This window comes from Bacillus sp. JCM 19034, assembly GCF_001310635.1.
GTDB lineage: Bacteria > Bacillota > Bacilli > Bacillales > Bacillaceae_D > Halalkalibacter.
The window spans coordinates 33,024-49,057 of the sequence record NZ_BAXR01000004.1; the positions used below are offsets into that span (position 1 = coordinate 33,024).

At 36.8% G+C, this 16,034-nt stretch carries 15 protein-coding genes, 5 pseudogenes and 1 riboswitch; of the genes and pseudogenes, 6 read left to right on the forward strand and 14 right to left on the reverse strand.

Going from position 1 to position 16,034, the window contains the following annotated elements; genetic code table 11:
- Positions 1–391: 391 nt before the first annotated feature.
- Positions 392–1,279 (reverse strand): AraC family transcriptional regulator, encoded by an 888-nt coding sequence (locus JCM19034_RS08420; RefSeq protein WP_062048854.1) that lies wholly within the window; start codon positions 1,277–1,279, stop codon positions 392–394.
- Between the two features lie 192 nt (positions 1,280–1,471).
- Here JCM19034_RS08420 and JCM19034_RS08425 point away from each other — a divergent pair, with 192 nt between their 5' ends.
- The 4 genes and pseudogenes from JCM19034_RS08425 (at position 1,472) to JCM19034_RS08440 (ending at position 3,330) form a co-directional block, all read left to right on the forward strand.
- Entirely contained in the window at positions 1,472–1,804 is a 333-nt protein-coding gene (locus JCM19034_RS08425; protein ID WP_062048856.1) for a hypothetical protein, read from the forward strand.
- Positions 1,805–1,839: 35 nt separating this feature from the next.
- Complete coding sequence (locus tag JCM19034_RS08430; RefSeq protein WP_062048858.1) at positions 1,840–2,262, forward strand: hypothetical protein; 423 nt, start codon at positions 1,840–1,842, stop codon at positions 2,260–2,262.
- A gap of 3 nt (positions 2,263–2,265) precedes the next feature.
- Positions 2,266–2,652: a GntR family transcriptional regulator gene (locus JCM19034_RS08435; RefSeq protein WP_062048860.1), complete on the forward strand. Its 387-nt coding sequence runs from the start codon at positions 2,266–2,268 to the stop codon at positions 2,650–2,652.
- Positions 2,645–3,330 (forward strand): annotated as a pseudogene (locus tag JCM19034_RS08440) (ATP-binding cassette domain-containing protein). The gene JCM19034_RS08435 and the pseudogene JCM19034_RS08440 overlap by 8 nt, the downstream one beginning before the upstream one ends.
- Before the next feature lie 65 nt (positions 3,331–3,395).
- On the opposite strand, the gene JCM19034_RS08445 reads toward JCM19034_RS08440, so the two are convergent.
- From JCM19034_RS08445 to mgtE, 6 genes and pseudogenes are all read right to left on the reverse strand, one after another.
- Positions 3,396–3,965, reverse strand: a complete 570-nt coding sequence (locus JCM19034_RS08445) for a nitroreductase (protein WP_062048863.1) — start codon at positions 3,963–3,965, stop codon at positions 3,396–3,398.
- Between the two features lie 4 nt (positions 3,966–3,969).
- Positions 3,970–4,404, reverse strand: a complete 435-nt coding sequence (locus JCM19034_RS08450; protein WP_062048865.1) for a PH domain-containing protein — start codon at positions 4,402–4,404, stop codon at positions 3,970–3,972.
- A 46-nt stretch (positions 4,405–4,450) separates the two neighbouring features.
- Positions 4,451–5,397: pseudogene (locus tag JCM19034_RS24745) on the reverse strand (methyl-accepting chemotaxis protein).
- Positions 5,395–6,024 (reverse strand): annotated as a pseudogene (locus tag JCM19034_RS24750) (HAMP domain-containing protein); the annotation flags it as partial. The pseudogenes JCM19034_RS24750 and JCM19034_RS24745, both read right to left, overlap by 3 nt.
- A gap of 352 nt (positions 6,025–6,376) precedes the next feature.
- Complete coding sequence (locus tag JCM19034_RS24755; protein WP_370621858.1) at positions 6,377–6,622, reverse strand: magnesium transporter; 246 nt, start codon at positions 6,620–6,622, stop codon at positions 6,377–6,379.
- The gene (mgtE, locus tag JCM19034_RS08465) at positions 6,610–7,737 is read right to left on the reverse strand and encodes a magnesium transporter (RefSeq protein WP_370621859.1); all 1,128 of its coding nucleotides are present in this window, start codon (positions 7,735–7,737) and stop codon (positions 6,610–6,612) included. Before mgtE ends, JCM19034_RS24755 begins: the two co-directional genes overlap by 13 nt.
- 314 nt (positions 7,738–8,051) lie before the next feature.
- Positions 8,052–8,219, reverse strand: a riboswitch (M-box (ykoK) riboswitch).
- A 419-nt stretch (positions 8,220–8,638) separates the two neighbouring features.
- Here mgtE and JCM19034_RS08470 point away from each other — a divergent pair.
- A complete protein-coding gene (locus JCM19034_RS08470) occupies positions 8,639–10,210 on the forward strand; it encodes a Vga family ABC-F type ribosomal protection protein (protein ID WP_062048872.1) in 1,572 nt (523 codons plus the stop codon).
- A gap of 65 nt (positions 10,211–10,275) precedes the next feature.
- On the opposite strand, the gene JCM19034_RS08475 is transcribed toward JCM19034_RS08470, so the two are convergent.
- The 7 genes and pseudogenes from JCM19034_RS08475 to JCM19034_RS23035 form a co-directional block, all read right to left on the reverse strand.
- Positions 10,276–10,734, reverse strand: coding sequence for a low molecular weight protein-tyrosine-phosphatase (locus JCM19034_RS08475; RefSeq protein WP_062048874.1), 459 nt, complete (start codon positions 10,732–10,734; stop codon positions 10,276–10,278).
- Positions 10,735–10,747: 13 nt separating this feature from the next.
- Positions 10,748–11,663, reverse strand: a pseudogene (gene htpX, locus JCM19034_RS08480) (protease HtpX).
- 101 nt (positions 11,664–11,764) lie between these two features.
- The gene (locus JCM19034_RS08485) at positions 11,765–12,424 is read right to left on the reverse strand and encodes a YdeI/OmpD-associated family protein (RefSeq protein WP_062048876.1); all 660 of its coding nucleotides are present in this window, start codon (positions 12,422–12,424) and stop codon (positions 11,765–11,767) included.
- A gap of 2 nt (positions 12,425–12,426) precedes the next feature.
- Positions 12,427–12,606: a hypothetical protein gene (locus JCM19034_RS08490; RefSeq protein ID WP_062048878.1), complete on the reverse strand. Its 180-nt coding sequence runs from the start codon at positions 12,604–12,606 to the stop codon at positions 12,427–12,429.
- Positions 12,607–12,635: 29 nt separating this feature from the next.
- A complete protein-coding gene (locus tag JCM19034_RS23025) occupies positions 12,636–12,815 on the reverse strand; it encodes a hypothetical protein (RefSeq protein ID WP_062048880.1) in 180 nt (59 codons plus the stop codon).
- Positions 12,816–12,878: 63 nt separating this feature from the next.
- Positions 12,879–13,112: pseudogene (locus JCM19034_RS24760) on the reverse strand (MerR family DNA-binding transcriptional regulator); the annotation flags it as partial.
- Positions 13,054–13,377 (reverse strand): MerR family transcriptional regulator, encoded by a 324-nt coding sequence (locus JCM19034_RS23035; protein ID WP_062048882.1) that lies wholly within the window; start codon positions 13,375–13,377, stop codon positions 13,054–13,056. The pseudogene JCM19034_RS24760 and the gene JCM19034_RS23035, both read right to left, overlap by 59 nt.
- 144 nt (positions 13,378–13,521) lie before the next feature.
- On the opposite strand from JCM19034_RS23035, the gene uvrA reads away from it, so the two are divergent.
- Entirely contained in the window at positions 13,522–16,002 is a 2,481-nt protein-coding gene (gene uvrA, locus JCM19034_RS08505; RefSeq protein WP_062048884.1) for an excinuclease ABC subunit UvrA, read from the forward strand.
- The last annotated feature ends 32 nt before the right edge of the window (positions 16,003–16,034 follow it).

Below are 16,034 nucleotides of genomic sequence, written 5' to 3' on the forward strand. Positions count from 1 at the left end.
TTCCTTATTACCATCCTGCCCCCATTACTAGAACCTGTATTATTACTACAAGCACTTAAACATATAATTGAAAAAGTAAACACTAGTAAGACAACCCTTAATGACTTCCACATTTTAAACGCCTCCATACTTAATGTTGACAACCCATTTTATTCGGTCTTATTCCTTACTAAGACGATCCTCCTTCATATTAGGCATCTATTACTCACTTTTATTTATAAGTAAACTTTAACACCGACAATAGGTAAGCGTTTTCAAACTTGTAACCTCTTTCTTCCCGTTTGGTAAGAAATCTTAACTTTTTCTCATCATATTTATTTCTCAAAAACAGCTTAACTGTGCAATGGGAACGCACTTAGCTCTTCTAATTCGGCAAGCTTATATTACTCCTTTACAAAGCCTCCTGACTTTTGAACACGTTCAAAGGACTTCCTAAATGCTGCAGGAGATTGATTTGTATATTTTTAAATAATATACTGAAATATTGTCTACTATTAATTCCTACATATAAGGAGATATCGATAATCGGAATATCCGTTTCGGCTAACAGCATTTTAGCTTTGTTGATTCGAACGGTTGTTAAGTACTCCATCACAGAACAGCCGGTATTCTTTTTAAAAATGCGGTGTAAATATCCTGGATGAAGGTTAACAACACGCCCGACATCTTCCATTTTTAGATCACAATCATAATTGTGGTGGAGAAATTCTATCGTTTTCTTTACATATACATTCGTTTGTTTCTGCTCATTCATTTCTCGTTTTTCATTCAGCAATCGTGCTATTTGTACAATGAGTTGAGAAAAATATAACTGAACCATCATTTCTTTCTCATCTTCTTTTTTATCTAGCTCAAAAACTAAATTTTTTAACGTGTAAAAAACTTCATTTGCATCTTTTAATACTACATATCCTTCCTTATAAGATAAAAGGTCTGCTACTTTTTGATGTTTGGCTAAATCTCTCATAGAAGGAAATGCTCTCTTTTTCTCTACAAATGAAAACTCGACATTTAACATTCGGCACGGTTTGTCCTTTTCAAGGACAAGTCGATGCATGATATTAGCATCTAAAAATATGAAATCTCCTTTTCTCATCTCTATAGACCTATGTTCTATATCAACATTACACTTTCCATCTAATACATACATTATTTCAAGATCATCATGCCGATGAAAATCCATGTAGAAATTGACCCATGTTTTAAAATAATAAGCAGATATACTCGGATAGTAGTCATGTATGAATATCTCTTTCTTCAGTAAATTAAATTGAGCCATGTTATCCTCCTCCATCTAAGGGAAACCATATCTGTATTATGCTAATTAATTTATTATCAGTTTTCGAGCTTTATTCTAGCTGTTTTTTAAAGTAGCATATCACATTTCATAAAATGATTGACTCCTTATTCGTATTAGTGTACTATTTAATTAATACACTAATACTAAATAAGGAGGCGTCTTTATGAACGCTTGGTTTCACTTATTAAAAAAGAACTACGTAACGGAGCATTTGCTTTCTTTTCCTTATTAATTGGTTTTTTAATCGTAGGAGGTATCGTTTTTTACTTTAGCTCAAAAGCAAATGTTGGTGCTGAAGGACTTATGATCTTTTCAGCGTCTGCCATTGTGATGCACATTTTCTACCTTATGTATTACCTTTTTATCAGCTTGCAAAACGAGAGAAAAAAGCTACATTTGTGGCTTCATAGTCCACTGCCTAGCTATGCACTGTTGCTTGCCAAGATCACTGCTGGTCTCATTTCTTTAATCATTAGTTTAGCTGTTGCCGGTACAACTTTTTAGTAGCTGCGCAATCAGCTACTTACTTCCAAGACCAATTGGCATTTTTTAACTTAACTGAATTGAGCCTTTTTGCTGGTGTTCACATTATTCTTTTTGCTTTAAATATCGCAGCTTGGTTTTTACTATACATGATGATTCATTTTGCCATTCGCTCTCGTTTAAATGGATTTTTAAGTTTTATTAGTACTGCTGCATTTGTTATCTTATCACTGCGTAGTTATATATGGTTTGCCGAAACTAAATTGTATGAAACGTTAACAAAGTGGGGTGGCATTCACATCCCAGAGTTTATTACTAGCTTAAATTATGATATATCTCAGGACCAAGTCGACTTAAGTCTTCACGGAACCTCTATGCCAGTTACCTTTTATATCGGAGACTACGTATTTGAAGCAGTCCTATCAATTGCTTTCTTTTTACTAACATGTTGGTTACTAGAGCGTAAAGTTGAGGTGTAAACAATGACAACCGAATTTGAATCATCAAAGCCGATTTATAGTCAATTAGCTGATCGCATTAACCGGCAAATATTACGAGGAGATTTACAGCCTGGCGATAAACTTCCATCCGTTCGCGAAATGGCGATTCAAGCGAACGTGAATCCTAATACAGTACAACGAACTTATCGAGAGTTAGAGGGGTTGAAAATTGTGGAGACAAAACGAGGTCAAGGGACATTTGTTACTGAAAACGAAGGTATTTTACATGAGATGAGAGAGCGTTTAAAGCTTGAGGAAATTTCATCATTTGTTAAGGGCATGCAAGAAATGGGCTATACTGCTAACGAAATTGAAGCTGGTTTACAAGCGTTTTTAGTAAACACGAACGGGGGAACAAGAAATGATTAAACTGGACAATGTAACAAAGAAGTTCTTATCAAAAACAGCTCTAAAAAATATTAACTTGGAGTTAAAACCAGGGAAAATCATTGGTCTTATCGGTGAAAACGGAAGTGGAAAATCAACAACACTCAAACTCATTGCCGGTCTTAATCAACCGACAAAAGGAAAGATCAGCGTAAATGGTCAAGGGTGAATCATCGAATTGCAAAATATGTTTCTTATTTGTCTGAGCTTGATGAATATTATGGCTTTTATAATGTTGGGCAGACGATTGATTTTCACGCTTCTCAGTTTTCTGACTTCAATCGTGAAAAGGCTGAGGAAATTCGCAAATTTATGAATTTAGACCGTCAAGCCAAGCTTAAGCACTTATCAAAAGGAAACCGTGGTCGTTTAAAAATCATTTTGACGTTAGCTCGTGAGGTTCCTGTTATCCTAATGGATGAACCACTTTCAGGACTTGACCCGATGGTACGTGACTCCATTGTAAAAGGTTTAATTTCCTATATTGATTTAGAAAAACAAATTGTCCTCATTACCACTCACGAAATAAAAGAAGTGGAAACAATTCTTGATGAAGTGATTGCGATCAAAGATGGAGAAATTATCGGCCACCTTGACGTAGAAACATTGAGATATGAAGAAAAGAAAGGAATTGTAGAATGGATGACTTCTATCTATTAAAGACCTACTTTATAAATAAAGAACTGAAAAGGCATCACCTTTTCAGTTCTTTATTTCACAATTCTTTAGGAAAGCCATTGCGTATATTTCTTAAAATCACACTTAGGCTTATCTTTCGGCTCCATATTAGGGTAACCGATATAAATAAACCCGATCATATCACCTTTCGTACTTAAACCGAAAAACGACTTGACCTTATCATGATAACAAACTGGGCCAGTCCGCCATACAGCACCAAGACCTGCTGCGTGAAGCGTTAACAACATATTTTGTACTGCTGCATCAACTGCCGCATACTCTTCTTGCACAATTACTTTTTTGTCATCTGATGGCTCCACTGCTACAGCAATAATGACAGGTGCTCTTAACGGATTTTCCTTCTGTCTAGTCAGCTTAATTTGATCAGCTGCTGATAAAGGTTCAGGCATTTCTGATTGAGCAATCTCAGCAAGTACATCTCCTAAACGTTTTCTAGCATCACCCTCTAACACGAAAAAACGCCACGGTTCTGTACGATGATGATTCGGTGCATACGTTGCTGCTTCAAGTGCTTCTTCTATTAAATGACGCGGCACTGGATCCTGCTTCACAACACCAATACTTCTTCTCGTTTCAATTGCTTTTTTTAAATCCATGCTCTCACTCACCCTTCTTTAAATCTATTTGATTCTTTATTATATGATCTAATTGAATTGTAGGGTTCTCCTTAAGTAATGTTTCCACAAACTCTTTTTCTTTTTGAGGAGAAATATAAACAGTATCATATTGATTATAGCGTATTTCTATACGATCAATTGACATCGCTGGTGCTGAATGCAAAGATTTTGATTTTTGTAAGGCTTGAATATGTTTAACTTTAATACTTTTTGAGAAAGGGCCGTACCTTATAATTAGTATTCCATCTTCAATTGTATAGGATGTTGCTATCCAAAACCAAATCATTAACATCGCCAAAGGATAAACAATAACAATTGTAATAAGCTTAAACTCAATTAGAGGGAGCAGAAGGAACAGAACAATTATTCCAAACATAAGAATATTCAACCAAATATCTTTTTTTGATGGGAAATGCATTCAACTCACCTCTACCATATCGGAAAACTATTTCACTTGTCCAATTTTAGACTTTAAAACGATCCATTTGTAGCTTTAATTGATCGGCTAATTGTGCTAACTCATTGGCACTTCTTGTTACTTCCTCCATAGAACTGCTCGACTGCTGTGCAGATGCTGCTACTTCTTCAATTCCAGCTGCTGACTGTTCTGAAACAGCCGCTATATCTTCAATAAACGTCTCAACCTCTTGACTATTTTTAGTGAGACTATTAAGTTTCACTGCTATTGACTCGATCTTTGAAATCATCGTATCAATCAATTCATTCATTTGCTTGAATGTTTCATCTGTACGTATTATCTCCTTAGATCCCTCATTAACTGTTTGATAGCTACCTTCTAATGAGCGAGCTACATCATTTGACTCCAGTTGAACAGCTTTAACTATTGATGTGATATCCTCTACCGAACCAGTTACTTGCTCAGCCAATTTACGAACTTCATCAGCACTACTGCAAATCCCTTGCCATGCTCCCCTGCCCGTGCCGCTTCTATTGCCGCATTTAAGGCTAGTAAATTCGTTTGCTCGGAAACCTCTTTAATCACTTGAACTAATGTTGAAATCTCCTTTGACTTTTGATCAAGTCCTCTGACCTTATGAACTGATTCACTTACGACCTTATCAATCTTCTTCATTAGTTCGACTGTACTTGACATATATTGACTGCCTTCATTCGTTAGTTCACGAACAATTTGCGAATGCCGTGTAACCTCTTCACCCGCTTTTGTTGCCTCATGAATCTCATGATTAAATTGCCCCATCATTTCGACAATTTCTGTCGCAGTATTTGCTTGACGTTCAACCCCACTTGATAATTCCTCGATTGTCGTAGCTATTTGTTCACTACCTTCCTTCACTTCCACTGCGAAATTCGTGAGCTGCTTACTTTGAACATCGACCTTACTAGTAGCACCCTTAACACCTTCTACAATAGAGTAAAGATCCTCTTTCATGTCATTTACTGACTGAGATAATGACGTTAATTCATCCTTGCCTTTCACAACGATTTTCTCACCAGTTAAATTGCCATTAGCTATTTGTCTCATTTCCTCATTCATTCGGGAAATCGTAGTAACAAAACGATTTAAAAAGAAATATAAACTAATTAGGCCAATCACGAGTGTTACTAGGCAAGTAATGATTGTTGAACGTAAAATATCCTCTCGAATCATCGTTGCTAAACGTGCCATGTCAAAATCCATACCTGCTACACCAATAACTGAATCAGTAGAATCTGAAACGGTTAGGGCTAATGTAATGGTAGATTGTCCGCTCGCTGTATCAATATATGGTTCAGTCCAAATAACCGTCCCCTCATTTTCTAATGCTTCTACATACCAATCCCTATCCCTTGGGTCAAACTGGCTCAAATCAACTTCTTCAGGGGGAATATTATCCAAATACATTTCTCCTATTTCCGTTCCTACATAAAAGTTAATTAAGAATGGGTGGTCGCCTGAGAACTCAGATAAAAACTGTTGATAAAATGCTGTTTTATTTGGATCATTACTTTGTGGCATATTAGGATAATGCCCATCAATTTGATCCGTTTCGTACGTATGTACTTGCATTTCATCCATTTGTGAAATTTCCGTTAATAGCTCCTCATACTCCTGAAAAATACTTGAAAATTTTGAAGTGAATTCCTCTAAGTCTTCTTTTTGTATAACAGCTTGCTCTAATATATTTGTTTTTGATATGAAATCACCCCTACAACAACTATAGGAATAAACAATAATAAACTAATAAATAGAAATAATTTTACTTTAATAGAATGAATTTTCGACATTTTATCCTCTCCTACCTTTATGTCAAATTTCTTAGGCTTAGTGTATCATATATTCTCATACTTTAGCACTATCACCTATTTTCATTACAATTTCCCCATTAATAAAGCTCCACCCCAAAAATTATTGAAGTGAAGCTTCGTCATTACAAATACTGTAGTAAAGCTGTGGCAATCGTAAAATAGATAAGTAAACCTAAAATATCGTTTACTGTAGTAATAAAAGGACCTGAGGCAATTGCTGGATCTAACCTAAGTTTGTTAATAATAAGTGGCACGGTTGAACCAATAACGGTTGCAATACTTAATGTACAAAAAATGGAAGCACCCACAATAAACGCTAAAATCCAGTGCTGATGCATAATCGTTATCGTTATAGCTAATACAACCATACAAATGATCCTAACATTAACCCGGTACCAAATTCTCGTCTAATCATTCTTGCAATTGTCCCTTTTTTTACTGTACCTAACGCAAGACCACGCACCGCAACTGCTAATGATTGTGTACCTGTATTCCCTGCTGAATCCATAATGAGTGGGATAAAGGCCGCTAATAAGACAATGCTCTCCAATGTTTCCTCAAATTGACCGATTACCTCAGCAGTAATCAACCCAAAAAACATTAATAAAATAATCCATGGTGAACGTTTTTTTGCTGCTGTAAATGCACTAAGATGAACATCAGTTGCTCCTTTAGCAGCTGAAATTCCCCCTAAGTCCTCTGTCGCTTCCTCTTCAACGATATCCATTACATCATCGACTGTCACAATTCCGAGCAAACTCCCTTCTGTTGAAACGACCGGAGCTGCTAAAAAATCATATTTTTGAATGATTTTCGCCACTTCCTCCTGATCCATGTCAACAGGGACAGAAACGACTCTCGTACTCATCATTTCCTCTACTCGTGTTTCTGCAGGGACTGTTATTAAATCTCGTAACGATAGGACACCAACCAATTCCCCTTGTTCATTAACTACATATAAATAATAAATCGTTTCGGCATCAGGGCCGTGCTCACGTAACTTCTCTATAACGACAGATGCAGCATCGCTTGACGAGATACTAATAAATTCCTTCGTCATTACGGCACCAGCAGTCTTAGGTGTATAAGAAAGGATTTCACGAACCTCTTTTGCTTTTTCAGGCTCCATTATAGTTAAAATTTGATCCGCTTGATCATCATTTATTCTTGTTAAATAAGTTGCTACATCATCGGCAAACATACTGTCAAATATTGTAGCAAAATAGCGTTCATCTAATTCTGAGACGACTTTTGCTTGCATCTCAAATTCAAGTCCTCCAAAGATTTCAGCAAAATCAGAAGGTGATAAATACGAATATACACGTTGACGGTTCTCTTTATCTAACGTTAAAAAAATCTCTACTTGATCGGTTCTGTGTAACTCTAAAAAGCTTTCACGAAACAAATTCAAATCTTCTTGCTGTAGTGCCTCAACTATCAATTTAGCATACTGTTCTCGGCTTTTTTTATCTAAACGTACCATTTGACATCCTCCTTATTAAATGGAGGGGCTATTCTTTTTTAGTGGCGTGGAATGAACCCCTCCACTCTTTTTCTCTTTTTTAACAACCTACATTGACTCGACTCAGGTTCTGGATTTAGATCCATTCCACTCACCTCCAATAAGAATTTATCAAGCTAGCATTTTCCTCAAAAGAAATAAAGTCTAGCTACTTCTTTAAATCAGAGTTACATCTACAAATAAAAACACCTTCACGAATGAAGGTGCTTTACTAATAGCCAACTTTAATACAAACAAATACCCGTAAAGGTATATTTGCACAAAAAACTAACCGTCCATTCCTCCATTCGTAGAGCTTTAGCACTGTGCGGCATAGGAAAATTGTTCCAGCTACATTAAAAATCACCTTAATTCGATGATTCCTGTTGACCCATTGGCGTCTTTGGACATTTTTGGGCAGCAGCATATCTCCAGCACAGGAGCCTCACCTAACGAGGGTATTCAATTCATTAAAAAATAATAACAGACTAAAAATAAGTCTGTCAAACTGTTTTTATTAACATAATAATATAGTATATTCTTTTTTCATAATAATGGTGGAAACTAAAATTGACAACGTTTTCTACATTTAGTATGATGAAGGAAATAAACGACTAAATGCGAAAGGGTGACCCGGATAGATGAAGTTCTAATCCTATGTTTGAATGTAGAATTGAAAAGGTTATGTATACAACGTGTATGTATGCTCTTTTTCAATTCCATGATTCAGAATAGGATTAGAATTCAAAAGGCCTCTTCAAGTAGGTCTATTGTATTCTCTATTTGGCTAATGATCCTGATCAACAGCCTCCTATTCTGAATTTGTCAGTATAGGAGGCTTTTTGCGTCTCCTACCATTAATGAATCAAGAGGAGATGGTGTTATGCTACTACTTGAAGGTCATCATATCAAAATCGAAATTCAAGGAAACCTTTTACTCGATATTGATCGACTAACAATCCACCAACATGATCGGATTGGGCTAATAGGGAAAAATGGAGCTGGTAAGTCGACTTTATTACATGTTCTTGCTCATAAACAGCTGCCCTCAAAAGGATATATAAATTGTCATGTTACGTCATTGCTTTTGCCTCAGCTCAAACAAAAAAACAAAGAGCAAAGCGGTGGTGAGCTTACACAGTCCTATATTCAACAAGCGTTACAGAAAGCACCTGCTCTACTGTTTGCTGACGAACCGACGACACATTTAGATAAGGAGCATATTGTGTGGCTCGAACAAGAATTCAAACGTTGGTCGGGAGCTTTTGTTATCGTTTCTCATGATCGAGCCTTCCTTGATCAAGTTTGTACAACGATCTGGGAAATTGAGGACTATCACCTTCATGTATATAAAGGAAACTATTCATCGTATATCGAACAAAAAGAACGGAAGTCCTCCTTTTTGCACCATGAATACGAAAATTATATACGAGAAAAGAAAAAACTCGAGACTGCAATACAAGCCAAAGAGAAACGTGCGGCCCGGGCAACAAAAAAACCTAAAAACGTTCATAGATCAGAAGCAAAAATAACTGGAGCTAAACCGTATTTTGCTAAAAAGCAAAAAAAGCTTCAACAAACCGCAAAAGCACTTGAAACTCGATTAGAAAAGCTTGATAAAGTCGAAAAGCCTCGGGAAAACACCGAAATCAAGATGGATATCGCTAATCATGAAGACTTTTATGGAAGGACGATCATTCGTGTAGAACAGCTCGAGGGCAAAATTAATCAACGTATTTTGTGGAACAAGGAATCCTTTTTTATAAAAGGAGGAGACAAGGTTGCGATAATCGGCAACAATGGTAGCGGAAAGACAACGCTACTTAATACGCTTCTTTCTCGAAACAAAGCTGTTTCAATTTCGCCAGCAGTGATCGTTGGTTACTTAAGTCAGCACTTAACTTTATTAAAAGCAGAAGACCGTATTCTAGACACGGTGAAGGAAACATCAAAACAAAACGTCACTCTTATTCGCACGGTCCTAGCTAGACTTCATTTTATTGGTGATGATGTTCACAAAAAAATCGATGTATTAAGTGGCGGTGAACGTGTGAAAGTAGCACTCGCGAAGCTATTTGTTAGCGATTCTAATACGTTAATTTTAGATGAGCCGACCACCTTTCTTGATATTGAAGCGGTGAAAGCTCTAGAATCTCTTTTACAAGAATATATCGGTACCGTATTATTCGTTTCTCACGATCGCCATTTTGTGAATAACATTGCTACAAAAATGATTGAAATCAAAAACAATCAGTTACATGTATTCGATGGGACGTACGAAGAGTACCAAGCCCATATAATAACACCACCACGTAATCATCATGCTAATCGCAAGCTAATGATTGAAACACGATTGACCGAGGTTTTAAGCTTACTAAGCATGAAGCCCACTGAGCAGTTAGAACAAGAGTTCCAACAATTGCTAACGGAAAAGAAGAGACTTATGGAGGAATAATCCAGCAAATAGGGCATTGAAATAGGAAGATTCCTCCTGTCTCAATGCCCTAAATTTCTAGAATTTTATAGTTGCTTTTTTATTTCTTCCAATAGCATCTTGCACCCGTCTGACACTAAATCGTAAGTCTCTTGGAAATCATTCGTATAATAAGAATCTGGTACATCCTTCTTATGATCAGTTAAATCGAGCAGACGAATAACCTTAACTCCTTCTGGCTCACCTATTACTTTTTTAATATTTGTGACATTGCTTTGATCCATTCCGACAATATAGTCAAATGCATCTCTATCTTCCTTCTTCAATTGCCGAGCACGTATGCCCTCAGAAGACATACCGTATTCTTTTAGCTTCGACAAGGTCCCTTGATGCGGACGTTTTCCAACATGCCATGAACCTGTACCTGCTGAATCAACTGTAATACGGGTACGTAAACCTTCTATTTCTACTAGATCACGAAAGATGGCCTCTGCCATTGGCGAGCGACAAATATTTCCTAAACAAACAAATAACACACGAACCATCTTTTCACCTCAACTACATCTGCTCCAAACGAGCAATTCGGTCTTTTAAATCTGGATGAGATGAAAATAGTCTCATTACATTTCCTTTTCCACTAATCTTCATTGTCTGTATAGCTGAATCATCTGTATGATTATTCACGTTGGCACGTTCAATATGCTGCTGTAATGAACGAAGGGCATGAGCCATTTTGTCTCTACCAGCTAAATCAGCTCCACCTTGGTCGGCATGATATTCACGATAACGCGAGTACGCATTGACGACAAGACTTCCTAGAATTGAAAATAATAATTGGAATATGATAATAGCCGCAAATCGAACAATCCATTGAAGTTCAGAACGAACTAAGCGCGAGACTAAGATTGCTGCAATGCGTGAGAAGAACACAACAAATGTATTAACAATCCCTTGTAGCAATGTCATTGTTACCATATCGCCGTTAGCAACATGGGCAACCTCATGTGCAATTACACCTTCAACAGCATCATCATCCATCACTTGAAGCAAACCTGATGAAACTGCGACAAGTGAACGTTTCTTTGATGGCCCTGTTGCAAAAGCGTTTACTTCTGGTGATTGATAAATACCAACTTCTGGCATATGCGTTAACCCAGCAGCACGAGATAATCTATGTACCTTTTCGACAACGGCACGCTCTTCGGCAGTTAAGTTTCCTTCGGGATCAAGTACGTTCACCCGCATCATTTTTTTTCGCAATAAAACGTGACATGGCAAGCGATAAAAATGACCCAGTAAAACCTACCAATATACTAAATACCATCAATGAAGCATAATCAATACCTAATCCTCCACTGCCATTTTCAAAAGAACCACTTATTCCTGTATAAGTTGTAATAAGTGACCAGACAATGACAATCGTAGTCATAACCATTATGTTTGTAACTATAAATAATAAGACTCGTTTCCCCACTACTTCTCCTCCTACAAATTAACTTTTTTTTCTTATTGTAACATGTTTTATGAAGCACGCGAACGTTGTTTTCTCCATTATCCAATTACCAATCTAATGTCCTATGACTTTTTATTCAACTTATATAAGTCAATCGACTTAAAGCCCGCGGCTAAGCATTCAATCATTTGCTCTTTTCTCTTTTTTCTTGTCTTTTCTTGCTTAGCTGAATAAATAAAGCGTGCCCAATCACTTCGGTAACCAGGAGTTAATCCTTGATAAAACGTTAATTCATTAGGGTAACCTTGCAGTAGTTTCTCTACATAAGAAACTAATTCTTCATAATCAGCTACTCGTTGACTCGCTGCCGATGATTTAACTTTTGTTTTCATCTTCTTTTTTCTTCTAATTTCAATTACAGTAAACACATCATCCATACTGACCATTCGAGAAAACTTCAAGTCTGTTTCATTTATATAGCCATCATCATCTACTTTTAAAGCAGGAAAAATCGAATCTCGATGAATGTGTTGATCATAGCACTTGTTCCCTTTTTTCGGATATGCAAAGAAGAGAGAGCCACCTTCTTTTATATGTTGATCTCTCATTACCTGTTCGGTTACTTCTGCCATTTCCTCAATCGTAAAAACATAGGCAAAAACAGCTTCGTGCTCTGTTGTCAATTGAGTTGGTTGATTCGCCAATAAATGATAATGATTCGGCTCATTCAATATGACCATCTCATCAAAACGGTCTAATTTTAGTTTAGTTATTATGCTCATTACTATTCACTCTCTTCTTTTTTGAATGATTTCTCTTCATATTCTAAGAGCTCGAGTAAAATAATCGAGCCTGGTTCTATTTGATCAACTACATGCCAGACGATAGAATCGGCTTTTTCTGCTACATTGGAAAAAGGTTCCGGTTCTATATACCACATAATCGTTTTACGATTATTTTTCAAATTAATAGTATGTAAAAATAGCTAGTTTTTTACGTAGGACGAAAATGAATATCCCCTTCATAGACCTTAAGACTTGTTTTTTGTTCTACTAACTCACACAATTGATATAGAAAACCCAGTCCTCTAAGCTGTTCCTTAATAATATCATCAAAATAAACTAACGACTCTTTCATCTTAATAATCGCTTCTGAAATATTATTCTGATCCATCTCCGCCAAAACTCCCCGTACTACTTCTAAAGATTTTACAGCAGTTTGTAATGATCTAATCACGAGGAGTTTACGTAGATCAGGTTCATAATAAATTCTATAACCATTTTCTTGATCACGTTTTGGTGCAATAAGACCTTCTTTTTCCCAATGTCTTAACGTTGATTCAGGAACTCCTATTTGTTTTGCTGCCTCTCCAATTTTATACGTTTTCTTTTTAAATGAAGGGATATTTTTATTACTTTTTATTATGTTTAAGAATGCTAAGAGCTTGCTCTGCTTTCTTTTTATGCTGATAAATCTCTACTTGGACTTCATTAACAATCCATAAGGCTGACGTAATATCGCCTTGTTGAATAAGAGGCAAAACTTTTCTTATCACGTTCATTCCAAACCCAGTATTCATCGCACGAATACATTCAAAATAAGCAACATGCTCATCAGTGTATTCTCGATAACCATTTGTGCCTCGCTCAGCTTTAGGTACAATCCCCCATGATTCATAATGCCGAAGCGCACTCGTACTAATATTCAATCGTCTAGCAATCTCGATAGGCTTCACCATCAAACCACCTCAATCCTTATTGCAAAACCTTAAACTATCCGTGACGGCTTATTGCTAATAATATCATAAATAATAATAGGAAACTTTAGCACTTGCATTAATTTTATATAATAGAGTAGGAAACAAAAAGGAGGGAATCAATTGAAAGAATTTATTACAATTCATGGAGCTAGAGAGCATAATTTAAAAAACATTTCACTACAAATCCCAAGAAATCGACTAGTCGTTTTAACTGGTCCTTCTGGATCAGGAAAATCAACACTCGCATTAGACACTTTGCAAAGAGAGTGTCAACGTCAATATATGGAATCGATGGGCATGACTTCAGATTCTGTCAGTAAACCAAAAGTCGATTCTATTACAGGACTTTCTCCATCTATTAGTATTAATCAGCACGTCACAAACCGCAACCCAAGATCGACCGTCGGTACCACGACAGATATCTACACCTATTTAAGAGTTCTATATGAAAAACTCGGTGAAGTCCCTTGTCCTAACTGTCAAACTATTATTCATCCAACCATTGATAAAGATGTGTATGAAGAGAATACAAATTTCAAACAATATCAGACTTGTCCCAATTGTAGCCATCGCTTTGAAAAATTAACACGAAGTCATTATTCTTTTAATAAACCAGAAGGGGCATGCCCTACATGTGATGGACTAGGTCAAGTCGCTGATTTACAACTTAGCCTTGTCTTTAGAATGGAACAAAGCATAAAGGAAGGTGGTGTTACGATTTGGAAAGGACAATTTCTAGATTACCAGCTGAGTATTTTACAAGCAGCTTCCCGCTATTACGGAATAGAAATTGATGATAACTTACCACTGAAGGACTGGAACACCATTCAAACAGATTTGCTTTATTACGGTGTAGAAAGTGAAGCTTTCATTGCCCACTTCCCTAATAAAAAACCTCCTAAAATAGTTAGTAAGGGGAAATTCGAAGGAGTACTAACAGGTATTTGGAGAAGGTACAAAGAAAAGGGCGGACAATCAAGCGAGTCTGAATTCTTTACTACAAAAATATGCCCTTCCTGCGAAGGAGGTCGCTTGAACAAAGAAGCTCGTAACGTGAAAGTCGGTAAAAAGTCGATTACGACTGTAGTGAATCAATCACTTGAAGATACATTACCCTGGCTTGAAGAGCTTGAAATAACTCTACCGGAAAATCAGCTCCATCTCGTAGAAACAATCATTCATGATATGAAAACGAAAATAATACGAATAATGAGAGTCGGTCTAAAATATTTATCACTTGAACGCCAAGTGGTTACTTTATCTGGAGGAGAAGCTCAACGATTACGTTTAGCAACTATTCTCGGCTCAGGATTAACGGGTGTTTTATATATTCTTGATGAACCGACAGCTGGCCTACACCCGAAAGATACAGGTAGCCTGATTACGATCATGAAACAGCTACGTGACTTAGGGAATACTGTACTCGTAATTGAACATGATGAAGATGTTATGAAAAGTGCTGACCACATTATTGACATTGGGCCAGGTTCAGGCAAGTTTGGCGGCACTATCGTCGGAGAAGGAAATTTAACCGAATTAATGAACCAAAAATCGTCAATTACAGGGTCTTTCCTTAAACGCTCCGTGAAACCACTTAGCTATAATCAATACCGAAAAGGAAATGGGCATTTCCTTACGATCGAACGTGCCACAAAACATAATTTAAAAGATGTTACCGTCACCTTCCCTCTTGAATGCTTTATCGCCGTTACAGGGGTATCTGGATCTGGGAAATCGACCTTAGTTTTCGATATCCTCTCTTCTGGTTATGCTGAAGGAGCTGGCTACGAAAGGATATCTGGACTTGAACTTATTAACCATATGATTACAGTAAATCAATCTCCAATCACTCGAATGCAACGATCAATTATCGCAACTTATACAGATGTTTTTTCGTACATTCGACAAGTATATGCATCACTCCCACTTGCAAAAGAATTTAATCTAAAACCAAAAAATTTCTCCTTTAATACTGTTGGTGGCAGGTGTGAACATTGCCAAGGTCTTGGTTTTGTTACGACCAATATGCACTTTTTACCTGATCTAGAAGTAACTTGCCCCGTCTGTAAAGGGAAACGGTTTAAAGAAGACATCTTAAAAGTCAGATATCAAGGCTATTCAATATCAGATTTATTAGATCTGTCCATTACCGAAACACGAAGCATCTTTCAAGATCACCGTAAAATCTCAGCTATTATCAATCTTCTATGTGAAATTGGGCTTGGATATTTAAACTGGGGTCAGTCTGTTACAACATTATCTGGTGGTGAAGCTCAACGATTACGTTTAGCGAAAGAGCTATATAAACAAAAAGTAGGACATACACTCTATATCCTGGATGAACCAACAACTGGCTTACATCCAAGTGATAGTAAGCAACTGCTTATTCTCCTTAATCGTCTTGTTGATGCAGGAAACACAGTCATCGTTGTCGAACATTCCATCGATGTGATTCGACAATCTGATTGGGTCATTGATTTGGGACCTGAGGGGGGAGAACGTGGAGGTGAAATGATTGCACAGGGAACACCAAAGGACATATCTCTCGTATCAACTTCCTACACAGGCCATTACTTAAAGAGAGCGATGACACACACTTAAACCTTTATGCATGAGTTCAAGACTACAAATCA

Coding starts and splice junctions, on each gene's coding strand:
- JCM19034_RS08435 (WP_062048860.1), top strand. CDS start 2,266: ATGACAACCGAATTTGAATCATCAAAGCCGATTTATAGTCAATTAGCT.
- JCM19034_RS08470 (WP_062048872.1), top strand. CDS start 8,639: ATGCTACTACTTGAAGGTCATCATATCAAAATCGAAATTCAAGGAAAC.
- JCM19034_RS24755 (WP_370621858.1), bottom strand. CDS start 6,622: ATGGTTGTATTAGCTATAACGATAACGATTATGCATCAGCACTGGATT.
- JCM19034_RS08420 (WP_062048854.1), bottom strand. CDS start 1,279: ATGGCTCAATTTAATTTACTGAAGAAAGAGATATTCATACATGACTAC.
- JCM19034_RS08485 (WP_062048876.1), bottom strand. CDS start 12,424: ATGAGCATAATAACTAAACTAAAATTAGACCGTTTTGATGAGATGGTC.
- JCM19034_RS08445 (WP_062048863.1), bottom strand. CDS start 3,965: ATGGATTTAAAAAAAGCAATTGAAACGAGAAGAAGTATTGGTGTTGTG.
- mgtE (WP_370621859.1), bottom strand. CDS start 7,737: ATGGTACGTTTAGATAAAAAAAGCCGAGAACAGTATGCTAAATTGATA.
- JCM19034_RS23025 (WP_062048880.1), bottom strand. CDS start 12,815: ATGGATCAGAATAATATTTCAGAAGCGATTATTAAGATGAAAGAGTCG.
- JCM19034_RS08475 (WP_062048874.1), bottom strand. CDS start 10,734: ATGGTTCGTGTGTTATTTGTTTGTTTAGGAAATATTTGTCGCTCGCCA.
- JCM19034_RS08450 (WP_062048865.1), bottom strand. CDS start 4,404: ATGCATTTCCCATCAAAAAAAGATATTTGGTTGAATATTCTTATGTTT.